The 16,867-nt window shown below is 69.5% G+C and carries 13 protein-coding genes; 10 read left to right on the forward strand and 3 right to left on the reverse strand.

Translation table 11 applies throughout. The features are described 5' to 3' along the window. Positions 1-67: 67 nt before the first annotated feature. On the forward strand, positions 68-934 hold the full coding sequence (locus BMW85_RS20240) for an alpha/beta hydrolase family protein (protein ID WP_091084084.1): 867 nt from the start codon (positions 68-70) through the stop codon (positions 932-934). A gap of 51 nt (positions 935-985) precedes the next feature. Here BMW85_RS20240 and BMW85_RS20245 read toward each other — a convergent pair whose 3' ends face one another. Next, positions 986-1,708 carry a class I SAM-dependent methyltransferase gene (locus BMW85_RS20245; RefSeq protein ID WP_177240776.1) on the reverse strand — a complete coding sequence of 241 codons (723 nt, stop codon included), beginning with the start codon at positions 1,706-1,708 and terminating at the stop codon, positions 986-988. A gap of 183 nt (positions 1,709-1,891) precedes the next feature. On the opposite strand from BMW85_RS20245, the gene BMW85_RS20250 reads away from it, so the two are divergent. Continuing rightward, a complete protein-coding gene (locus BMW85_RS20250; protein ID WP_177240777.1) occupies positions 1,892-3,427 on the forward strand; it encodes a DUF11 domain-containing protein in 1,536 nt (511 codons plus the stop codon). Between the two features lie 5 nt (positions 3,428-3,432). On the opposite strand, the gene BMW85_RS20255 is transcribed toward BMW85_RS20250, so the two are convergent. Then, positions 3,433-3,894, reverse strand: coding sequence for an Lrp/AsnC family transcriptional regulator (locus BMW85_RS20255; protein WP_091083473.1), 462 nt, complete (start codon positions 3,892-3,894; stop codon positions 3,433-3,435). Positions 3,895-4,070: 176 nt separating this feature from the next. On the opposite strand from BMW85_RS20255, the gene BMW85_RS20260 reads away from it, so the two are divergent. From BMW85_RS20260 to BMW85_RS20290, 7 genes are all read left to right on the forward strand, one after another. Further along, positions 4,071-7,478, forward strand: coding sequence for an indolepyruvate ferredoxin oxidoreductase family protein (locus BMW85_RS20260; protein ID WP_091083474.1), 3,408 nt, complete (start codon positions 4,071-4,073; stop codon positions 7,476-7,478). After that, a complete protein-coding gene (locus BMW85_RS20265) occupies positions 7,475-8,614 on the forward strand; it encodes an acyl-CoA dehydrogenase family protein (RefSeq protein WP_091083476.1) in 1,140 nt (379 codons plus the stop codon). Before BMW85_RS20260 ends, BMW85_RS20265 begins: the two co-directional genes overlap by 4 nt. A 282-nt stretch (positions 8,615-8,896) precedes the next feature. After that, positions 8,897-9,880, forward strand: a complete 984-nt coding sequence (locus tag BMW85_RS20270) for a tRNA lysidine(34) synthetase (RefSeq protein WP_143082339.1) — start codon at positions 8,897-8,899, stop codon at positions 9,878-9,880. A 7-nt stretch (positions 9,881-9,887) separates the two neighbouring features. After that, on the forward strand, positions 9,888-10,310 hold the full coding sequence (locus BMW85_RS20275; protein ID WP_143082340.1) for a hypothetical protein: 423 nt from the start codon (positions 9,888-9,890) through the stop codon (positions 10,308-10,310). Next, positions 10,307-10,825 (forward strand): hypothetical protein, encoded by a 519-nt coding sequence (locus tag BMW85_RS20280; protein WP_091083484.1) that lies wholly within the window; start codon positions 10,307-10,309, stop codon positions 10,823-10,825. The genes BMW85_RS20275 and BMW85_RS20280 overlap by 4 nt, the downstream gene beginning before the upstream one ends. Positions 10,826-10,855: 30 nt before the next feature. Further along, positions 10,856-12,571 (forward strand): hypothetical protein, encoded by a 1,716-nt coding sequence (locus BMW85_RS20285; RefSeq protein WP_143082341.1) that lies wholly within the window; start codon positions 10,856-10,858, stop codon positions 12,569-12,571. Positions 12,572-12,575: 4 nt separating this feature from the next. After that, entirely contained in the window at positions 12,576-13,127 is a 552-nt protein-coding gene (locus BMW85_RS20290) for a nucleoside 2-deoxyribosyltransferase (RefSeq protein ID WP_091083489.1), read from the forward strand. A gap of 5 nt (positions 13,128-13,132) precedes the next feature. Here BMW85_RS20290 and BMW85_RS20295 read toward each other — a convergent pair whose 3' ends face one another. Continuing rightward, positions 13,133-13,741, reverse strand: a complete 609-nt coding sequence (locus BMW85_RS20295) for a nucleoside/nucleotide kinase family protein (RefSeq protein ID WP_143082342.1) — start codon at positions 13,739-13,741, stop codon at positions 13,133-13,135. 381 nt (positions 13,742-14,122) lie between these two features. Between BMW85_RS20295 and BMW85_RS20300 the strand changes: the two genes are divergently transcribed. Continuing rightward, the gene (locus tag BMW85_RS20300) at positions 14,123-16,852 is read left to right on the forward strand and encodes a tetratricopeptide repeat protein (RefSeq protein ID WP_143082343.1); all 2,730 of its coding nucleotides are present in this window, start codon (positions 14,123-14,125) and stop codon (positions 16,850-16,852) included. Positions 16,853-16,867 lie beyond the last annotated feature (15 nt).

Consider the following 16,867-nt stretch of genomic DNA (forward strand, 5'->3'; position numbering starts at 1 on the left):
TAACCCCCCAAAGAGCAGGGAGTATGACGACGTGCAGCTCTCCACCCCCCACCGCGGCGCGCGAACGTTGACCAAGCTCACCTCCGCGCTCACCCTCGCGCTCGCCCTCGTCGCCGGCGGCCTCGCGACCGCCGCGCCGGCCCAGGCCGCGAGCCCGTACGAGCGCGGCCCCAACCCCACGGACTCCCTGCTGGAGGCGAGCCGCGGCCCGTTCGCCACCGCCCAGCAGAGCGTCTCCTCGCTCAGCGTCAGCGGCTTCGGCGGCGGCGTGATCTACTACCCGACGGACACCAGCCAGGGGACGTTCGGCGCGATCGCGATCTCCCCCGGCTACACCGCCACCTGGTCCAGCCTGGCCTGGCTCGGCCCGCGGATCGCCTCGCACGGCTTCGTGGTCATCGGCATCGAGACCAACACGATCTACGACCAGCCCGCCAGCCGTGGCCGCCAGCTCCTCGCCGCGCTCGACTACCTGACGCAGCGCAGCTCGACCACGATCCGCAGCCGCATCGACAGCTCACGCCTGGCGGTGGCCGGGCACTCGATGGGCGGCGGCGGCACGCTCGAAGCCGCGAACGACCGCCCGTCGCTGCAGGCCGCCGTACCGATCGCGCCGTGGAACCTCACCAAGTCGTGGAGCGGCGTCCGCGTCCCAACCATGATCATCGGCGGCCAGGCGGACACCATCGCCCCGGTCGCCACCCACTCCCAGCCCTTCTACACCAGCATCCCGTCCTCCTCCGAGAAGGCGTACCTGGAGCTGGCCGGCGCCAGCCACTTCTTCCCGCAGACCACGAACACCACCATGGCCAAGTCGATGGTGGCCTGGCTGAAGCGCTGGGTGGACGACGACACCCGCTACGACCCGTTCCTCTGCCCGGCCCCGCGCGGCATCGCCATCTCCGAATACCGCGACACCTGCCCGAACGGCTGACCTTCTGAAGACGACGACGGCCGCTCCCGGTGACGGGGGTGGCCGTCGCCGTCATTCGCCCTTGACGCACCTGGCGACGAGGAAGACGGGGTGCCGGGCGGCGTCCTGGCGTTCGGCGGTCCACGCCTCGGGCGGCTCGGGCTCGGCGAGGACGTCCAGCCGCAGTCCGTGGCGGCGGAACGTGTTGAGGTAGGTGGACAGCGTCCGGTGGTTGGCGCCGACCCGGCGGCGCAGCGAGGAGAGCTCGCCGTCCGCCCGCCACCAGCCCTCGTCGTGGTAGCGGCCCCCTTCCGGCCAGGAGCCCGAGACGTGGTGGACGCCGGGGAAGCAGGGATGCAGGATCGAGCAGACGAACGTCCCCCCGGTACGCAGGGCGCGGGCCGCCGCGTCGACGGCGGCGTCGAGGTCGTCGATGTCGGAGAGGCCGAAGTTGCAGGTCACCACGTCGTACGGGAACGCGGGGAGCAGCCAGGGTCGCTCCGGCGCCGTGACGTCGGCGTGGACGTAGGTGATGCCCAGGGCGGATTCGCGTTCCGCCTGGCGGGCGACGGCGAGCAGGGCGGCGGAGACGTCCACGCCGGTGACGGTGGCACCGCGGCGGGCCAGCTCGCGGGTGACGCGGCCGTGGCCGCAGGCGAGGTCGAGGATCCGGCGGCCGGCGATCGGCTCCGCGAGGGAGAGCAGGCGGAGGGAGGCCGGATCGTCGATGGCGTCCGGCCAGCCGGACGTGTAGAAGTCGGCGACGGCGTCGTAGCGGGCCGGGCGGGGCGACATGCGTACGACGGTATGCGCCCGTCGGCGAGGCCGGCCAGGGTTGTTCACGCTGGGCAAAGAGTGGTTCATGGCGGGGCACTGATCGGGTCTCGGCGGGGGTGGGGGCGGGGCCGGTGGGAGGAGGATCGCCAGCGGGTCGGGCACGTACGCCACGTTCGTGCGGGGGGACGGGACGGAATGGGCATGCCGGGGATCGCGGCGGTCGTCGCGCTCGCAGTGCTGGGGGTCGGGGGCGGCGACTGGGGTGACCGGTCGGCCCGGCAGGGCCTGATCGATGGTGAGTCGGCCGCGTCCGCTCCGGTCGCGGGACGGGCCCGGCGTGCTCCCGGTCCCGCCGGGGTCACGACCGCGGGACCGCGGCTGGATCGGCCGGGGCGGAGCGAGTGGCGGTCCTGGACGGCCGACCGGCTGGGGCCGATGGCCGCGGGAGGGCCGGAGGAGATGGACGATCCCTCCGGCGAGCGGGGACAGGGCGGACCGCAGCCCGGCGTGCCAGGGAACGGCGTGCCGGGGAACGGCGGCCCGGGGACCGGCGGGCCAGGCAGCGGTGGATCAGGTAACGGCGGATCAGGCAGCGGCGGGTCGGCGACCGGCGGGACGCGGCCCGGCGGTCCAGGGTCTGAGCGCGAGGCCCGGTTGCGCGTCCGGCAGGAGGCGGTGCCCGCGACGCTGGCAGCCGGGGAACGGGCGACGTTGCGGGTGACCGTCACGAACACCGGCTCAGCCGCAGCCGGGGACGTCACCGTCACTGACACGCTGGACGCCGCCCTCACCCCGGACCCCGCCGCCCTCCCCGACGGCTGCGAGCGCGCCGGCCGGGCCGTCACCTGCGGCGGACCGGGTACGACGCTCCTCCCCGGCCAGAACCTGACCTACGACCTCCCGGTCACCGTGGACCCGTCGCTCCAGGACGGCGTGGAGGTCGTGGCACGCGCCGAGGCCACGGGAAGCTCCGCGGGCACCGGGAGCTCCGGGGCCACCGGCAGCCCCGAGGCGGGGTCGGCGCAGGTCGCACTGCTGGCCGCCCCGGTACGGGCGTTCGCCGACGTGGAGCTCGTCCTGGCCGCCCCGCCCGCCGTGCACGCCGGCGACGTCATCGGCTACCTGCTCACCGTCACCAACCACGGCCCGGCCAGGGCCGCGGGCGTCACGGTGCGGAGCCGGGACCGCGGCCCGGGCGCCACGGTCACCGACCGCCCGGCCGCCGAGTGCCCGGGCAGCGGCCGTACGGTGGCCTGCGACCTCGGCGACCTCGCTCCCGGCGAGGTGCGCACGCTCGCGCTCGCCATCGCCCCCGGCGCCTCGGTCGCGTTCGAGAACTGCGCCACGGTCCGTACGGCGGGCCGCGACCGCGACCGCGCCGACAACCGCTCCTGCGCGTCCACCAGGGTGGAGCCCGCTCCCGCTCCCGCCGAGCTCGCTCCGTCCCCGACCGCCCGGCAGCCGGAGCGGCCGGACCGCCAGGAGCCGCTCGCGGAGGCGTCGTACGACGAGCCGCAGCAGCCCGTGGACGAGCCCTTCGCACCCGCAGCGGCGAAGGGCGACGACGTGGCGATGGAGGAGGAGGCACCGGGGCCGGCCGGCGAGGAGGTCGCGGCCGACGTCCCGATGACGGGCGTGTCGTTGTGGATGCTGGCGCTCGGCGTCCCGGTGCTGCTCGCGATCGGCCTGATGGTGCGGTTCCTCGACAGGCGGGGGCGCGCGGGAAGGGCCCGCTGAGGCCGTCAGCGGGTACGCGGCGGCGCGAGGGCGTCGCGCGTCCACGATCCGAGCACCAGCAGCGTCTTGGTGCCCGTCACGTCCCCGGCCCTGCGCAGCCGGTCGATGACCTGCTGGAGGTGGCCGAGGTCGCGTACCCGGACGTGGATCAGCGCGTCCGGGTCGCCGGCGATCGTGAAGACCTGCACCACCTCCGGCACCTCGGTCGCGGTCCTGACGATCTCGCTGACCGGCGTCGTTCCGGGGTAGCGCAGCTCGGTGAACGCCTCGATGCCCCAGCCGAGCTTGGCGTAGTCGATCTGCACGGTGAAGCCGGTGATGACGCCCAGGTCACGCAGCCGGTCGACGCGCCGCTTGACGGCGGCGACGGACAGGCCGACCAGCTCGGCCATCTCGGAGAACGTCCTGCGCCCGTCCTCCCTGAGCAGCCGCAGCACGTGGTGGTCGATCTCGTCCACCTCAGGCACGCCCGATCCCCTCCCCTACGGCGCAAAGATGACCCGCTCCGCGGGCCTTAATCCTCATATTGTTTGCGTCTTGGGCGCACCTTCTCATCTAATACTTGCGCATACCAGTCCAGCTTGCTGTGCTGGGCGTCACAGCTGGGCATCACAACAGAACGGTTCAACCCAGGAGGTAGCGCGTGGGCGCGAGCGTGACCCCCACCCCGGTGTCGCTCGACGACAAGTACACGGCGCGGGACGGCCGGGTGCTTATCTCGGGCGTCCAGGCCCTGGTCCGCCTGACCCTGGAGCAGCGGTGGCTGGACCGGGAGCGCGGGCTGGACACGCGGGCGTTCGTCTCCGGCTACCAGGGCTCCCCGCTGGGGGGCGTGGACCTGGAGATGGGACGGGCCGCGCGTTTCCTGGACGAGGCGGGCGTGGTCTTCCGCCCGGGGCTGAACGAGGAGCTGGCCGCCACGTCGGTGGCCGGCACCCAGTTGCTCGGCCAGGTGCCCGGCCGCCGCCACGAGGCCGTCACCGGCTTCTGGTACGGCAAGAACCCCGGCCTCGACCGCGCCGCCGACGCGCTCAGGCACGCCAACGTGGCCGGCACCGCCCCGCTCGGCGGCGCCGTGGCCTGGATCGGCGACGACCCCGGCTGCAAGTCCTCCACGCTGCCGAGCTCGTGCGAGCCGATGTGCCAGAGCCTGTCGCTGCCGCTGCTCGCGCCCGGTTCGGTCGCGGAGATCGTCGAGTTCGGGCTGCACGCGGTGGCGATGTCCCGCGCCACCGGGCTGTGGACGGGGCTGAAGATCGTCGCGGACATCGCGGACGCCTCGGCCACCGTGGACCTCGGCCCGCTGCGCGCGGGCATCCCGGCGCCGGAACGCGTGGCTGCCAGGCCCGCTCCCCTCCTGCTCGGAGCGGCCGCGCTGGACGCCGAGCACGACATGCTCACCCGCCGCCTCGACCTGGCCCGCGCCTACGCCCGCGAGCACGGGCTCAACCGGGTCATGTCGGGCGCGAACCAGACCCGGCTCGGCATCGTGGCCTCCGGCACCACGTACGCGGTGGTGCTGCGCGCCCTCGCCGACCTCGGCCTGGACGAGCGGGCCCGGGACGACCTGGGGCTGCGGCTGATCCGGCTGGCGATGCCGTTCCCGCTGGCGTACGACGACCTGGCGGCCATGACCGCCGGGCTGGAGCGGGTGCTGGTGGTCGAGGACAAGGTCCCGTTCCTGGAGGGGCAGGTCAAGCAGGCGCTCTACGACGTCGAACGCCCCCCGGCGGTCTCCGGCCGCGACCTGCTGACCGCGCGCGGCACGCTCGGCGCCGAGGACGTGGCCAGGGCGATCGCCAAGTGCGTCGGCCCCGACCGCCTCCCCCGGCAGGCCGTCACCATCCGGAAGACCGGCCTCGCCGGGACGCGCCTGCCGATGGTGGCGGCGCGCACGCCGTACTTCTGCTCGGGCTGCCCCCACAACACCTCCACCCGCGCCGCCGACGACACACTGGTCGGCGTCGGCATCGGCTGCCACGCGATGATCGCCCTGGACGGGCACGGGCGCGGCACCCAGGTCGGCCTCACCCAGATGGGCGGCGAAGGGGCGCAGTGGATCGGGCTGGCGCCGTTCACCGAGGACCGGCATTTCGTGCAGAACCTCGGCGACGGCACCTTCCACCACTCCGGCTCCCTCGCGATCAGGGCCGCCGTGGCGGCCGGGGTGACGATGACGTACAAACTGCTCTACAACGACGCCGTCGCCATGACCGGCGGCCAGCGCGCCGAGGGGCGGCTGGACGTGCCGGCGCTCACGCACGAGCTGGCGATCGAGGGCGTACGCCGAATCGTGGTCACCACGCTGGAGCCGGAGACGTACAAGGGGGTGCGGCTGGCGGGCATCGCCTCCGTACGGCACCGCGACGAGCTGCCCGCGGCCGAGCGCGAGCTGGCGGCGCTCGACGGGGTGACGGTGCTCATCCACGACGACCGGTGCGCCGCCGAGGAGCGGCGGCTGCGCAAGCGCGGCAAACTGCCCACGCCCACCCGCAAGGTCGTGGTGAACGAGCGGGTCTGCGAAGGTTGCGGCGACTGCGGCGAGCAGTCCACCTGCCTGTCCGTACAGCCCGTCGAGACCGAGTACGGCCGCAAGACCCGCATCCACCAGCCGTCCTGCAACTCCGACCTGAGCTGCCTGAAGGGCGACTGCCCGTCGTTCCTGCTGGTGGAGCCGGGGACCCGGCCCGCCGCCCGTGAGCTGCCCGCGCTCCCGGTCGAGCCACCCGAGCCGGACCGGCCCGGCGGCGACGTGCTGATCAGGATGCCGGGCATCGGCGGCACCGGCGTCGTCACCGTCTCGCAGATCCTGCAGATGGCCGCCCACCTCGACGGGCTGCACGCGGCCGGGCTGGAGCAGACCGGCCTGGCGCAGAAGGGCGGGCCGGTGGTGAGCGACGTACGCATCTCCGCCCGCCCGGCCGAGGGCTCGGTACGCGCCTCGCGCGGCCTCGCGGACGTGCTCATCGGCTTCGACGTGCTGGGCGCGGCCTCCGACGCGAACCTGGCCGTGGCCGACCCCGGCCGTACCGCCGCCGTGCTCAACACCGCCGTCGTGCCCACCGCCGCCATGGTGACCGGCCGCCTGGCGGTGCCCGGCCACGCCGCCGCCGTCGCCCGCGTGCGGCAGGCGGCCCGCGAGGTCTTCTGCCTGGACGCGCACGAGCTGGCCGAGGCGCTGTTCGGCGACCACATGCCGGCGAACCTGCTGCTGCTCGGGGCCGCTTACCAGCGGGGCCTGCTGCCGATGTCCGCCGAGGCGATCGAACGGGCAGTCACGCTCAACCGGGCCGCGGTCGAGCAGAACCTCGCCGCCTTCCGCTGGGGGCGGGCCGCCGTCACCGACCCCGAGGCCGTCCGCCGGGCCGCGCTGCCGGCCGCCCACGACGAGCCGGTGGAGAAGCTGGAGGAGGTCGTGGCCGTCCGCGTCGCCGACCTGACCGGCTACCAGAACGCGGCCTACGCCCGCTCGTACGCCGACGAGGTGCGCAGGGTCGCCGAGCAGGCCGCCGAGCGCGCCGGCGAGGAGGCGGGCGCGGCGATCGCCCTCGCCTACGCCCGCGGCCTGCACAAGCTGATGGCGTACAAGGACGAGTACGAGGTCGCCCGACTCCACCTCGACCCCGCCGAGCAGGCCAGGCGTGAACGCGAGCACGGCCCCGACGCGAAGGTGTCGGTGCTGCTGCACCCGCCGGTGCTGCGCGCGATGGGCATGAAGCGCAAGATCGAGCTGCGCCGTACGGCTCCGGTGCTGTTCCGCGGGCTGCGGGCGGCGCGGGTGCTGCGCGGGACGGCGTTCGACGTGTTCGGGCTGGCGAAGGTCAGGCGCGTCGAGCGCGAGCTGGTCGGCGAGTACCGCGAGCTGGTGCGCGCCGCCCTCGACCGGCTCACCCCGGCCACCGCCGCCGCGGTCGCGGAGGTCGCCGGGCTGCCCGAGCTGATCCGCGGGTACGAGGACATCAAGCTGGCCCGCGTCGCCGAGTTCCGCGAGCGCGCGGCGGCGGCGCTGGCTCGCCTCGAAGCACCCGCCCCTCGTCAGGAGGAAGCGTGACAGTCGAACGCCTGCTGCCGAACCAGGACGCCGAGGACCTCATCGAGCTGACCCGCGAGATCGCCGACAAGGAGCTCGCCCGCCGGGTCGACGAGCACGAACGCGCCGAGACCTACCCGGAGGGGCTGTTCGCCACGCTGGGCGAGGCGGGGCTGCTCGGGCTGCCGTACCCGGAGGAGCAGGGGGGCGGCGGCCAGCCCTACGAGGTCTACCTGCAGGTCATCGAGGAGCTGGCGATGCGCTGGGCGTCGGTCGCCGTCGCGACCAGCGTGCACACGCTGGCCTGCTTCCCCGTGGCCACGTACGGCAGCGCCGAGCAGCGGGCGCGGTGGCTGCCCGACATGCTGGCCGGCCGGATCATCGGCGGCTACAGCCTGTCGGAGCCGCAGGCCGGCTCGGACGCCGGCGCGCTCACCTGCAAGGCCGAACGGGTCGCGGACGGCTACCGGGTGACCGGCAACAAGGCGTGGATCACGCACGGCGGGATCGCCGACTTCTACGCGCTGTTCGCCCGCACCGGGACGGGCTCGCGCGGCATCTCCTGCTTCCTCGCACCCGGCCGCGCCGACGGCCTCACCTTCGGACGGCCCGAGGAGAAGATGGGCCTGCACGCCGTACCGACCACCGCCGCCCACTACGACAGCGTGCTCCTGGAGCCCGACCGGCTGATCGGCGAGGAGGGCCAGGGCCTGCAGATCGCCTTCAGCGCCCTCGACAGCGGCCGGCTCGGCATCGCCGCCTGCGCGACCGGCCTGGCCCAGGCCGCCTTGGACGAGGCGGTGGCCTACGCCAAGGAGCGCCGCACCTTCGGCAAGAAGATCATCGACCACCAGGGCCTGGGCTTCCTGCTCGCCGACATGGCCGCCGCGGTGGACAGCGCGCGCGCCACGTACCTGGACGCCGCCCGCCGCCGCGACGCCGACCTCCCGTACAGCCGCCAGGCAAGCGTCGCCAAACTGGTCGCGACGGACGCGGCGATGAAGGTGACGACGGACGCGGTACAGGTGTTCGGCGGGTACGGGTACACGCGGGAGTTCCGGGTGGAGCGGTACATGCGCGAGGCGAAAATCATGCAAATCTTCGAGGGCACCAACCAGATCCAGCGCCTGGTCATCAGCCGCCACCTGGCCAAGTAACCCCTGACCTGCGGAACCCCCGCTTCCCTGTGGCGGGAGGCGGGGGTTCCGCAAGGGCTCGTTGCCGCCCACCCCAGGCTGGGCACGAGGTGCGAGATCATCGCCGTCCCGCGGAACTGTGAAGTCACGAAGGACGGGATCAGGTTCAGCGCATTCAGAGCGACTGCTTATACACAACTCGCTGAGATCACGTCATTGACATCCCGCGCGTGCGCGCACGATATGGACGCGCTTATCAGAGCGTGCTACACCTGAAGGCACCGATGATGCGCGGGAGCATCTATGGCCGAAAATGTCTGGACTGACGTCCTTAATCTGGTACGGCAAGCATGTGATCGCTTTCACCTTATCCCGCAGCACCGGCCGGTGGCTGTGGCCTTCTCGGGGGGCAAGGACTCGCTGCTTCTTTCCCTTGCCCTTCGGGAACTTGGCGTGCCGATCGTCTGCATCGCGGTGGACATGGGTTATGAAGCAGATTGGGGACGCCGTGTCACCGCATTGGGCAAGCGATCTCATCTGCCTGTCGAGGTGATTGACGTACGGCGTGGAATCGTCGCCGAGGACCAAGAACATCGGCGGCGAATCAGCCGGAGCCTGCGCGCACTCGAGGTCATCCAGCCTGGCGCGACTCCATGCACGCACTGTTACAACGTGAAGGTCGCCGCGCTGGAGAACGCCGTACGCGCCCATGACGTATCGACCGTCGCCTTCGGGCATCACCGTACGGACGCCATGGCCTCGCTGGTCAAAGAGGCGCTCATGTACGTCGACAGATGGGACCGCGGCCACCCGGTGTTCGTCCGGGATCACTTCAGTGAGCTGGTGGCACAACTCAGGAGAGAGGCGGAGGCCCCGCCTGACGCGGAGCACGCGCTGACCGACAGGATCACCGAACTGGTCCACACGGACATTGTCGACACAGACGAACCGCCTCGGCAGCCATTGAACAGAGATAATCCGGGTATCACTGCCGTCAGACCACTCTTTTTCGTCGATGAGATATTGATCGCCGAAATTGTGGCGAACCGACTGGCCGACGTCGAGGGATCAGGGTGTGGACACGGTTTGGCGGCGAACTACCTGACGCCGCGAGAGATGGTCCACTATCGTGTGCTGCAAGCCGCTCACCATCCATGGTTCGATGCGCATTTGCAGCGCTTGCTGATGCATGGGATAGATGCGCGAGGCAGGGCGCGCCTGGAGGCGCGACGTCACCGGATCGCGTTGCTCGGCGACCAATACAAGCCAGGTATCAACAAGTCTTAGGATTGCCGTGACCACCGTAACCATTTGCGGAAGCGCAAGGCACCGCGACGCCATTTATCAGACCGCCGAGCTGTTGGAGGAAGCGGGATTCATCGTCCTCAAGCCTCCGCTGCACCGCATCGACGAACTCACGGGCGACAGCTCGTCCGAGGTCAAGGAACTCGCCTGGAAAGGCGCGACCTTCGCGCATCTCAACCGCATACTCAAGGCCGATGTCGTCTTCATCGTCAATCCTGACGGCTATGTCGGATCCAGCACCACCCTTGAGCTGGGGTACGCGGTGGCGCATCGCAAGCTCATCGCCGCGATGATGCCCGACGCCTACGAGCTGGCCAGAAGCGTTCTCTTCGACCTGCTGTTGCACTGCACCGACGTCGAGAAGGCCGTGAGCGGTCTGTCGAAACGACTTGCACCCGTGGACGGGTCATGAAGGGGGATCTCGGCTCCGGGTTAGCCGACAGGTGGAACGACCTGCGCAACGATCCGTCCGCGGCGCCGGCGGACTTCGCCCCGGTCCTGAGAATCCTGGCGGACGCGGGACTCGTCAAGGGCGACGAGGAGGCACTGACGACGCTCCAGGTTGGACCGTTCCGCGTCGCCGCGACGCCGTACGAGACTGCCACCAAGGACTTCGTCGACGTCCTGCTCCCGTCGCTGATCGTAGGACTCGGGGACGGGATGCCCGTCCACGGCGCTGTCGCCGGGACGCTGGCCGGAGCCACCCGGTGTTTCATCAATGCACTGCGCTGCGGAGTCGTCTTCGGCCGGTCGCCGGTCGATCGCCTTCGGTGGGCTGTGCTCATGCACATCAAACAGCGGCGCCCGACTGTGGCGGAGACGGCTTCGGCGTTCGCGGAGGAACCTGTCACCGAGGCGGTCGAGTGGCTTGAGGCCGCATCGTTGATCAGGCGAAATCCCGACGGAACGCTCGAAAGCCTGGCGTGAGGGCCCATGCTCGGCAGCGCTACTCACCTTATGACCGATGGGGACGGCGCGGTGCTCGGTGTCGCTTTTCAGGTGCCCGTGCTCGACGCGCAACGCCCTGGCAGCTTCCTGCTCACCGCCGCGCACTGTGTGCGGCCGTTGTTCGACCGGTCGCAGCATGTGCGGATCTGCTCGCCGAACGGCACCGAAAGCGATTGCGGCATACTTTTCTGCGCCGCCGAGGATGTCGCGCTTCTCTACCACGCCGATCGGCTCGGCGAGCCCCTCCCCTGCGTCGCGGACCGAACAGAGGGCGACGTGCTCGTACGAGGGGCCCCATACGGGGTGGCCAGCGGCCAGGCCACGTTCGACGCCTGCCTGGCCGGCGTCGAGGGGGGCCTGCTCGATATCGTCCTGAGATCGCTGACGTACGTCGAGCCGGAAGCCGGGCACGATCCGCTCGTCCCGCTTCCAGGCAGTCCGGTCTACCGGGCGCTTCGAGGGCTCTCAGGCGCACCGGTCATGCGCGTACGGGCCGATCGAAGCGTGCAGGTCATAGGACTTGTCACACACCGCAATACGAGAGGCATCGCCAATCGGATCTACGGGATCCCGACGGATCGGCTCGTGGAAATCCTGGCGGCACAGAACTTCGCCCTGCAGGTGACGACGGATCCCCGGCCGACGAGCTCCGACAGGACCATCCTCACTGGCTTGCTCCGCGAGTTGATCACGGAGCCGGGCGGTGACCTGATGCTGTGGACACGGCTGTCGGGGCTGTTCTACTCCGGCGAACCGATCGACCGCATCCTCGAGGCCATGCTGGCGGAGCCGCAGCGCTACGGCTTGGACGACCTCGCGCTGGCGCGAGCCGGGTTCGTACACGCTCGGCTGCGGCTCAAGCGCGAGGCGGGCGCCGCGTCGCTCGTCCGGTTGCGAGAGGCCAAGGCTCGTGCTGACCGGGCCGACCCTCAGGACGAATCCGGATTGTCCGCCCTGATGGGCCTCAGATTGCTGATGGAAAGCTCTCGAAGTGGCGACCCGAAGAACCACGCCCATCTTTTCGAGCAGGCGATCGGGAAAATCTCCGGGGCGAGTTCCTTGACGGACCGGCAGAAAGCCTATGAGATGGCCTCCGCCTTGGGCAGGGAGGCCGTGCTGGCGTATCTCAGCGATCCGCCGCCCTGGCCCGCGGACAGCGTCACCGCCGGCTACTACAAGCGGCTTGAGACCCAGCACCTGTCGCTTCTCCAGGAGTACGGCGCGGCGCTGCGGGACAAGCAGGAGGTGGTGCACATCGGGCTGGCCATCGCGCCGGCCATATGGGAGGTCTCGACCAGGGCAGAACAGGTTGATGCATTGGTCATCACGGGCAAGAACGCTGCAATACAGCGATCGAACGCCATTTTCTACTGCCAGATGCTGCTCGTCGAGGCGATGCTGTGCCGACGAAAGCAGAGTCATCTCCGCGCGTTCACGCTAGCCTGTCTGACCACGCAGGCACTCAACAACGCCGGACTGCTGCTCTCCCATGAGGGTGTCGCCGCGATTCTTCGATGTGTCAAGGTCGTGGACCCCTCGCTCTATCGCCTGGTCACACTGGTGCACAAGTTCGGCATCAGGAAGGGAGTCGAGATAGTGAAATGCGTGTCGACCGAGAACGTGGAGGTCATCGACAGGGCCGGCCGGATCGCCGTGCCCTACTCCGAACAGGTGCGAGATCTCAAAGACATCATGACACTTCAGTTGGACGTGCTGGCGGAATAGGGGAATGATGACGATCAGGGTCTATCTCGCCGGCCCCTTCACGGCCGTCGCCGCGTCGGCTTCCGGCACCATCGATGTCCACTCTCCGTGGCGTCACGTGTTGGAGGACACGGAACGGGCGCTGGTTGATCGGGGATGGCAGGTGTTTCTTCCGCATCGTGACGTGAGCGACTGGGGGCTGCGGGAGGCGCCACCCGAACAGATCGCCACGGAATGTCTGGAAGCGGTGCTGAGAAGTGACTGCGTCGTCGCCGTCCTGGGCGAGAGCTTCGGGACGCACGTCGAGGTGGGGACGGCCATCGGCCGGAACATCCCGATCATCGTCATCGACGCGACCGAAGAGGCGAGCAGCTTTTTCGGCAAGGCCGTAACGGCATCCAGGCTGGTCACCGCCATCCGTCTGGACAACCTGTGCGAGTTGCCGGCCGCCGTGGCGAGCGAGCGGTTCGACCAGGCCGTGCACCGTGCGGGGGTCCTGCCCCACCGGTCCTCCGGCTCGCGCGGAGGGCGACCAGCCGCCGGTGATGACATGGCCGCCAGCCTGACCTCGTCGTGAGGCTGTCAGCCGCGTCGGCATCTCGGCTCAGGCGCCGAGGCGCCCAGCGCTTTCTCGAGCGTCTCGATGACGCTTCGCCTCAGTGCCGGGAAGGTACCGGAATTGTCGATCGAGCCGTCCGGCTCGATCACGTGCAGGTTGTTCTCCGTCACATGGGTCGGCGACGCCAGGGACAGGTCTCCTCGCTCGCGGCGCCGCGACAGGCAGACCTCGTCGGGGGCGAAGACCCTGACGAGAGTGAAGCCAATGCTCCGCATGAACACGTGATCCGGGAACCGCATGTCGTCACATACGACCAATGAGGGCGCGTCTCCCAGAGCACTTCGGACGTCGTGAAGTCTCGCCAGGAATCGGTCATGGAGCAGCATGGGATTTATTCTTCTCATGTGCCTGCCCAGAGAGTTCAGCAACTCGCCGTCCTTCTGGTAGAAATCATCCAGGTTCGCACCGGCGATACGATAGACGGCCGATTGGGCCTCGTAGAGCGGGTCGGCGAGTTTGATCACGGCACAGGGCAGGCCAATAGCGCCGCAATAATCTTCCAGGATTCCGGCGGCCGAGCTTTTTCCGGAGCCAGGCGGGCCGTAAAGAGCGATTTTGACTGAATCGTCCACGGATCTTCCTCGTCCTTGCAGGCCACCGCACAAGCGGTCCGAGATTGCAGGAGTTACGCGGGAGAGCCAATGCCCAAAAGCAGGTCGCCGCTTGCGGGATGCTTGCGCCCATCATCCATCGCCGGCACGCGGAAAGCTACACATTCGACAGAAAACACTTTCGGAGCGAATGCCTTCACCATACTTCCTTTTGACGAGCCGCCTTCCGTGGCGGCGCGGTCGCCCCTGCCCCGCCGAAGATCAGCAAGCCCGTCAGTCGATCCGCCCCCATCGGCATCCACGGTGGCATGAACCTGGCTTTTCCGTCAGTAAGCGTGGCGCGATGATGACATGGTGGGGATCAGGCGAACATTATGGTGGCTGGGTAGCATCGCCCTCATCGTGACAGTGATCACCTTGGGCAATGCCCTGAACTGGTGGAACATCCTGGTCGACCCCAAGCATAAGAATTACCCGCACTTGGGGACGATCAATCAGATCGCCGGCATTCTGAGCTTGTTGACCAGCGTCTTCATCGGGCTCTACCAGATCCGCCTCGCCAAGAAGCCTGTCATCCAGGCCCCCCGCGCAGAGGAGCAGCCGCAGCGCGACCAGCCTCACGAGACCGTGTCTCCGCCCGTGATCGTTCCACGCCGATCCCCCGGCATCGTCGATCGCACCGAAGAGATCTCTGTTCTGCGAGAGCGACTCATGGAAGGCGCGTCCGGCATCGTGATCGTCACCGGCCCGCCGGGGGTCGGGAAGGCGGAGCTCGTGGAAGAGGTCCTGTGGCATCTGGAGCACGCTTCCCTCGATCCGCCCGGCACGTCGCGGCCGCGGGTCGTCCGCCACGAGATCGCCCCGGACCTGGACCAGTACGCGGGCATCGACGTCGGCATGCTCGTCGCCGACATCGAGAACCTGTCTGACGACGACGCGGCGTTACGGAAGGCGATCAGCCTCCAGCATTCCCCTCTCGACCAGCTCACGGCCGCCCTGGAGAAACACCGGGACGCTCCCGTGGTGATCGCCATCAGGCACGCGGAGAGCCTCTTCGATCCCGTCACCAGGCAGTTGCGGGACCCCGAGCTGGACGAGGCGTTCGAGATCCTCACGAAGAACACCCAGCACCGGGTCAGCGTGGTCCTGACAACACGGCACCCGCCGAAGTCCCTCGGGCAGGGCACCTGGGCGGAGCGCTGGCAGCCGATCGCCGTCAAAGGGCTCAGGCCCGGTGACTTCCTCGAGTACGTCAAGCGGCTGGCCGGCGAGGAGACGCTCGTGAGCAACGCGGTGGCCGGGCTCCACGGCTTGCTTCAGGGCAACCCCCGCAACACACAACTGTCGTGCGCCGCCTTCCGGTTCGCCCGGGAGACCTCCGCCGAGCTCGCCGCCGAGATCCGCCACCGCAAGAGCGGAGATGGTGTGCTCGGCTTCCTCATCCAGCGGCTCATCGCCGGTCTCAACCCCCTGGAGCGCCGTGCGCTCCAGGCTCTGGACGCGTACGGAACCTCCGTCCGCCTCGACGCGGTATGCGCACTCGTCGTCGAGGAGCACCACGAGCCGCATCCCGCCGACGAAGTGCAGAACGCACTGACGAAGCTGGTAGAAAGGCACCTGGCCGTGGAGACGGCCCAGGGTGAATACCGCCTGTCCCTGTCAGAGGCCGAGCGGAAGTGGGCCGGCTTGCCGAACGGGGACGGCCCTGTGGACGAGAGGTCGTACGAGCTGCTGCGTCGTGCCGGTTACGAGCTCCATGACCGGCGCGTCACCCCGCCACGTTCCCTCGCGGACCTGCGGGTCGCTCTCGCCGAGCTCAGGGCGTTGATGCGGGCCGGCGATCTGTGGGACCGCGCTTACAACCGTATTGAAGACGAGCTCGACCCGGAACTCCGCAAGCGGAACCGGATGTCCCTCCTGCTCGAAACGCGCGAGAAGCTGCGCGGAAAGCTCGGCAGCGAGAGGCGCGAGATGGCCAACCACAACGCCCTCGGTGAGCTCTACGCCTCCAGAGGCGACTTCACCAAAGCCAATCAGGCATACAGCCAGGCCCTCGAATACGCGAACCTCCTGCGGAGCCTGCCCTACCAGACGGTGATCCGCGCCAACTGGGCCGGAGCGTACTGGAGGCACTTCGAGGTCGAGACTGCGTACGGATACTTCGAGCTCGCCCGCGACGATCACGACAAGCTGCTCCACAGCAACCCGGAGGTCTACCGCGACCTGCTTCCCCTGCGAATGAACATCTTCGAGGGGCTGGCGGACTGTCATCGGCATTGGGGCGAGTACACCAAGGCCATCGAGTTCGCCAAAAGGGCCCGCGCCGTGACGGAGTCGGAGGGATATCCCCGCACCCCCGAAGCGCGGGACCTCAGCGATCGCGGTCGCCTCAGCATCGGCATGAAGCTGGCCCGCTGGCATCTCGAACTCGGCGACCGGGAGGCCGCCGATCGCCTCGACGAAAGCGTGCGGCTGGAGCTGAACGGGCATGACCAGGACTGGCTGCAGAGCGTCTACCAAGACGGGCACGCCTGCTTACTGCTGGACCGCGACGACGTCGAGGAGGCGATCCGGACAGCACAGCGGGCAGTTGAGCTCGCCAGGGAATTCACCGACCCCGTCATCCTGCTGCAGGCACGTACCACCCTCTGTCTGGCATACCTCGAGAATGACGATCTCGACGCCGCCGCACGGCAGGTCGAGGCCGCCATGCCGTACCGCCACCGCGGCGGTTCGCTTCTGCCTCCCGCCCTTCACGCGCTGGTCGCGGTCGGCCTTGATCCGGACAGCGGCGGCGGCCAGGCAGTCGAGCGATTCCGGCTCCTGCTCGCCGAGGCCGAAGAGCGTATACAGCAGGACCGACACGACGTCGCCGCCTGGGATTTCAAGGGTTTCGCCGGCTGCGGCCTGTTCCTGTACGGCGAAGGCGAGCTCAAGGACGCCATAGCGGCCTTTCTGGCAGCGCGCACCACGACCCGGGACGTGCTCAGGACCAGAGAGCCGACCCCTGGCCTGGTCGAGCAGTGGATCTCCCTGCTCGAACTACTGGACGCCTACGGCCGTCCGCCGAGGTTGCTCCGGCCGGTCATCGACGTTCTCTGCGCGATGCAGGCGCGTACCAGCGGATCGTGAGCATGGCGGAGGGCC

It is taken from the genome of Nonomuraea wenchangensis, from assembly GCF_900111685.1.
Classification (GTDB): domain Bacteria; phylum Actinomycetota; class Actinomycetes; order Streptosporangiales; family Streptosporangiaceae; genus Nonomuraea; species Nonomuraea wenchangensis.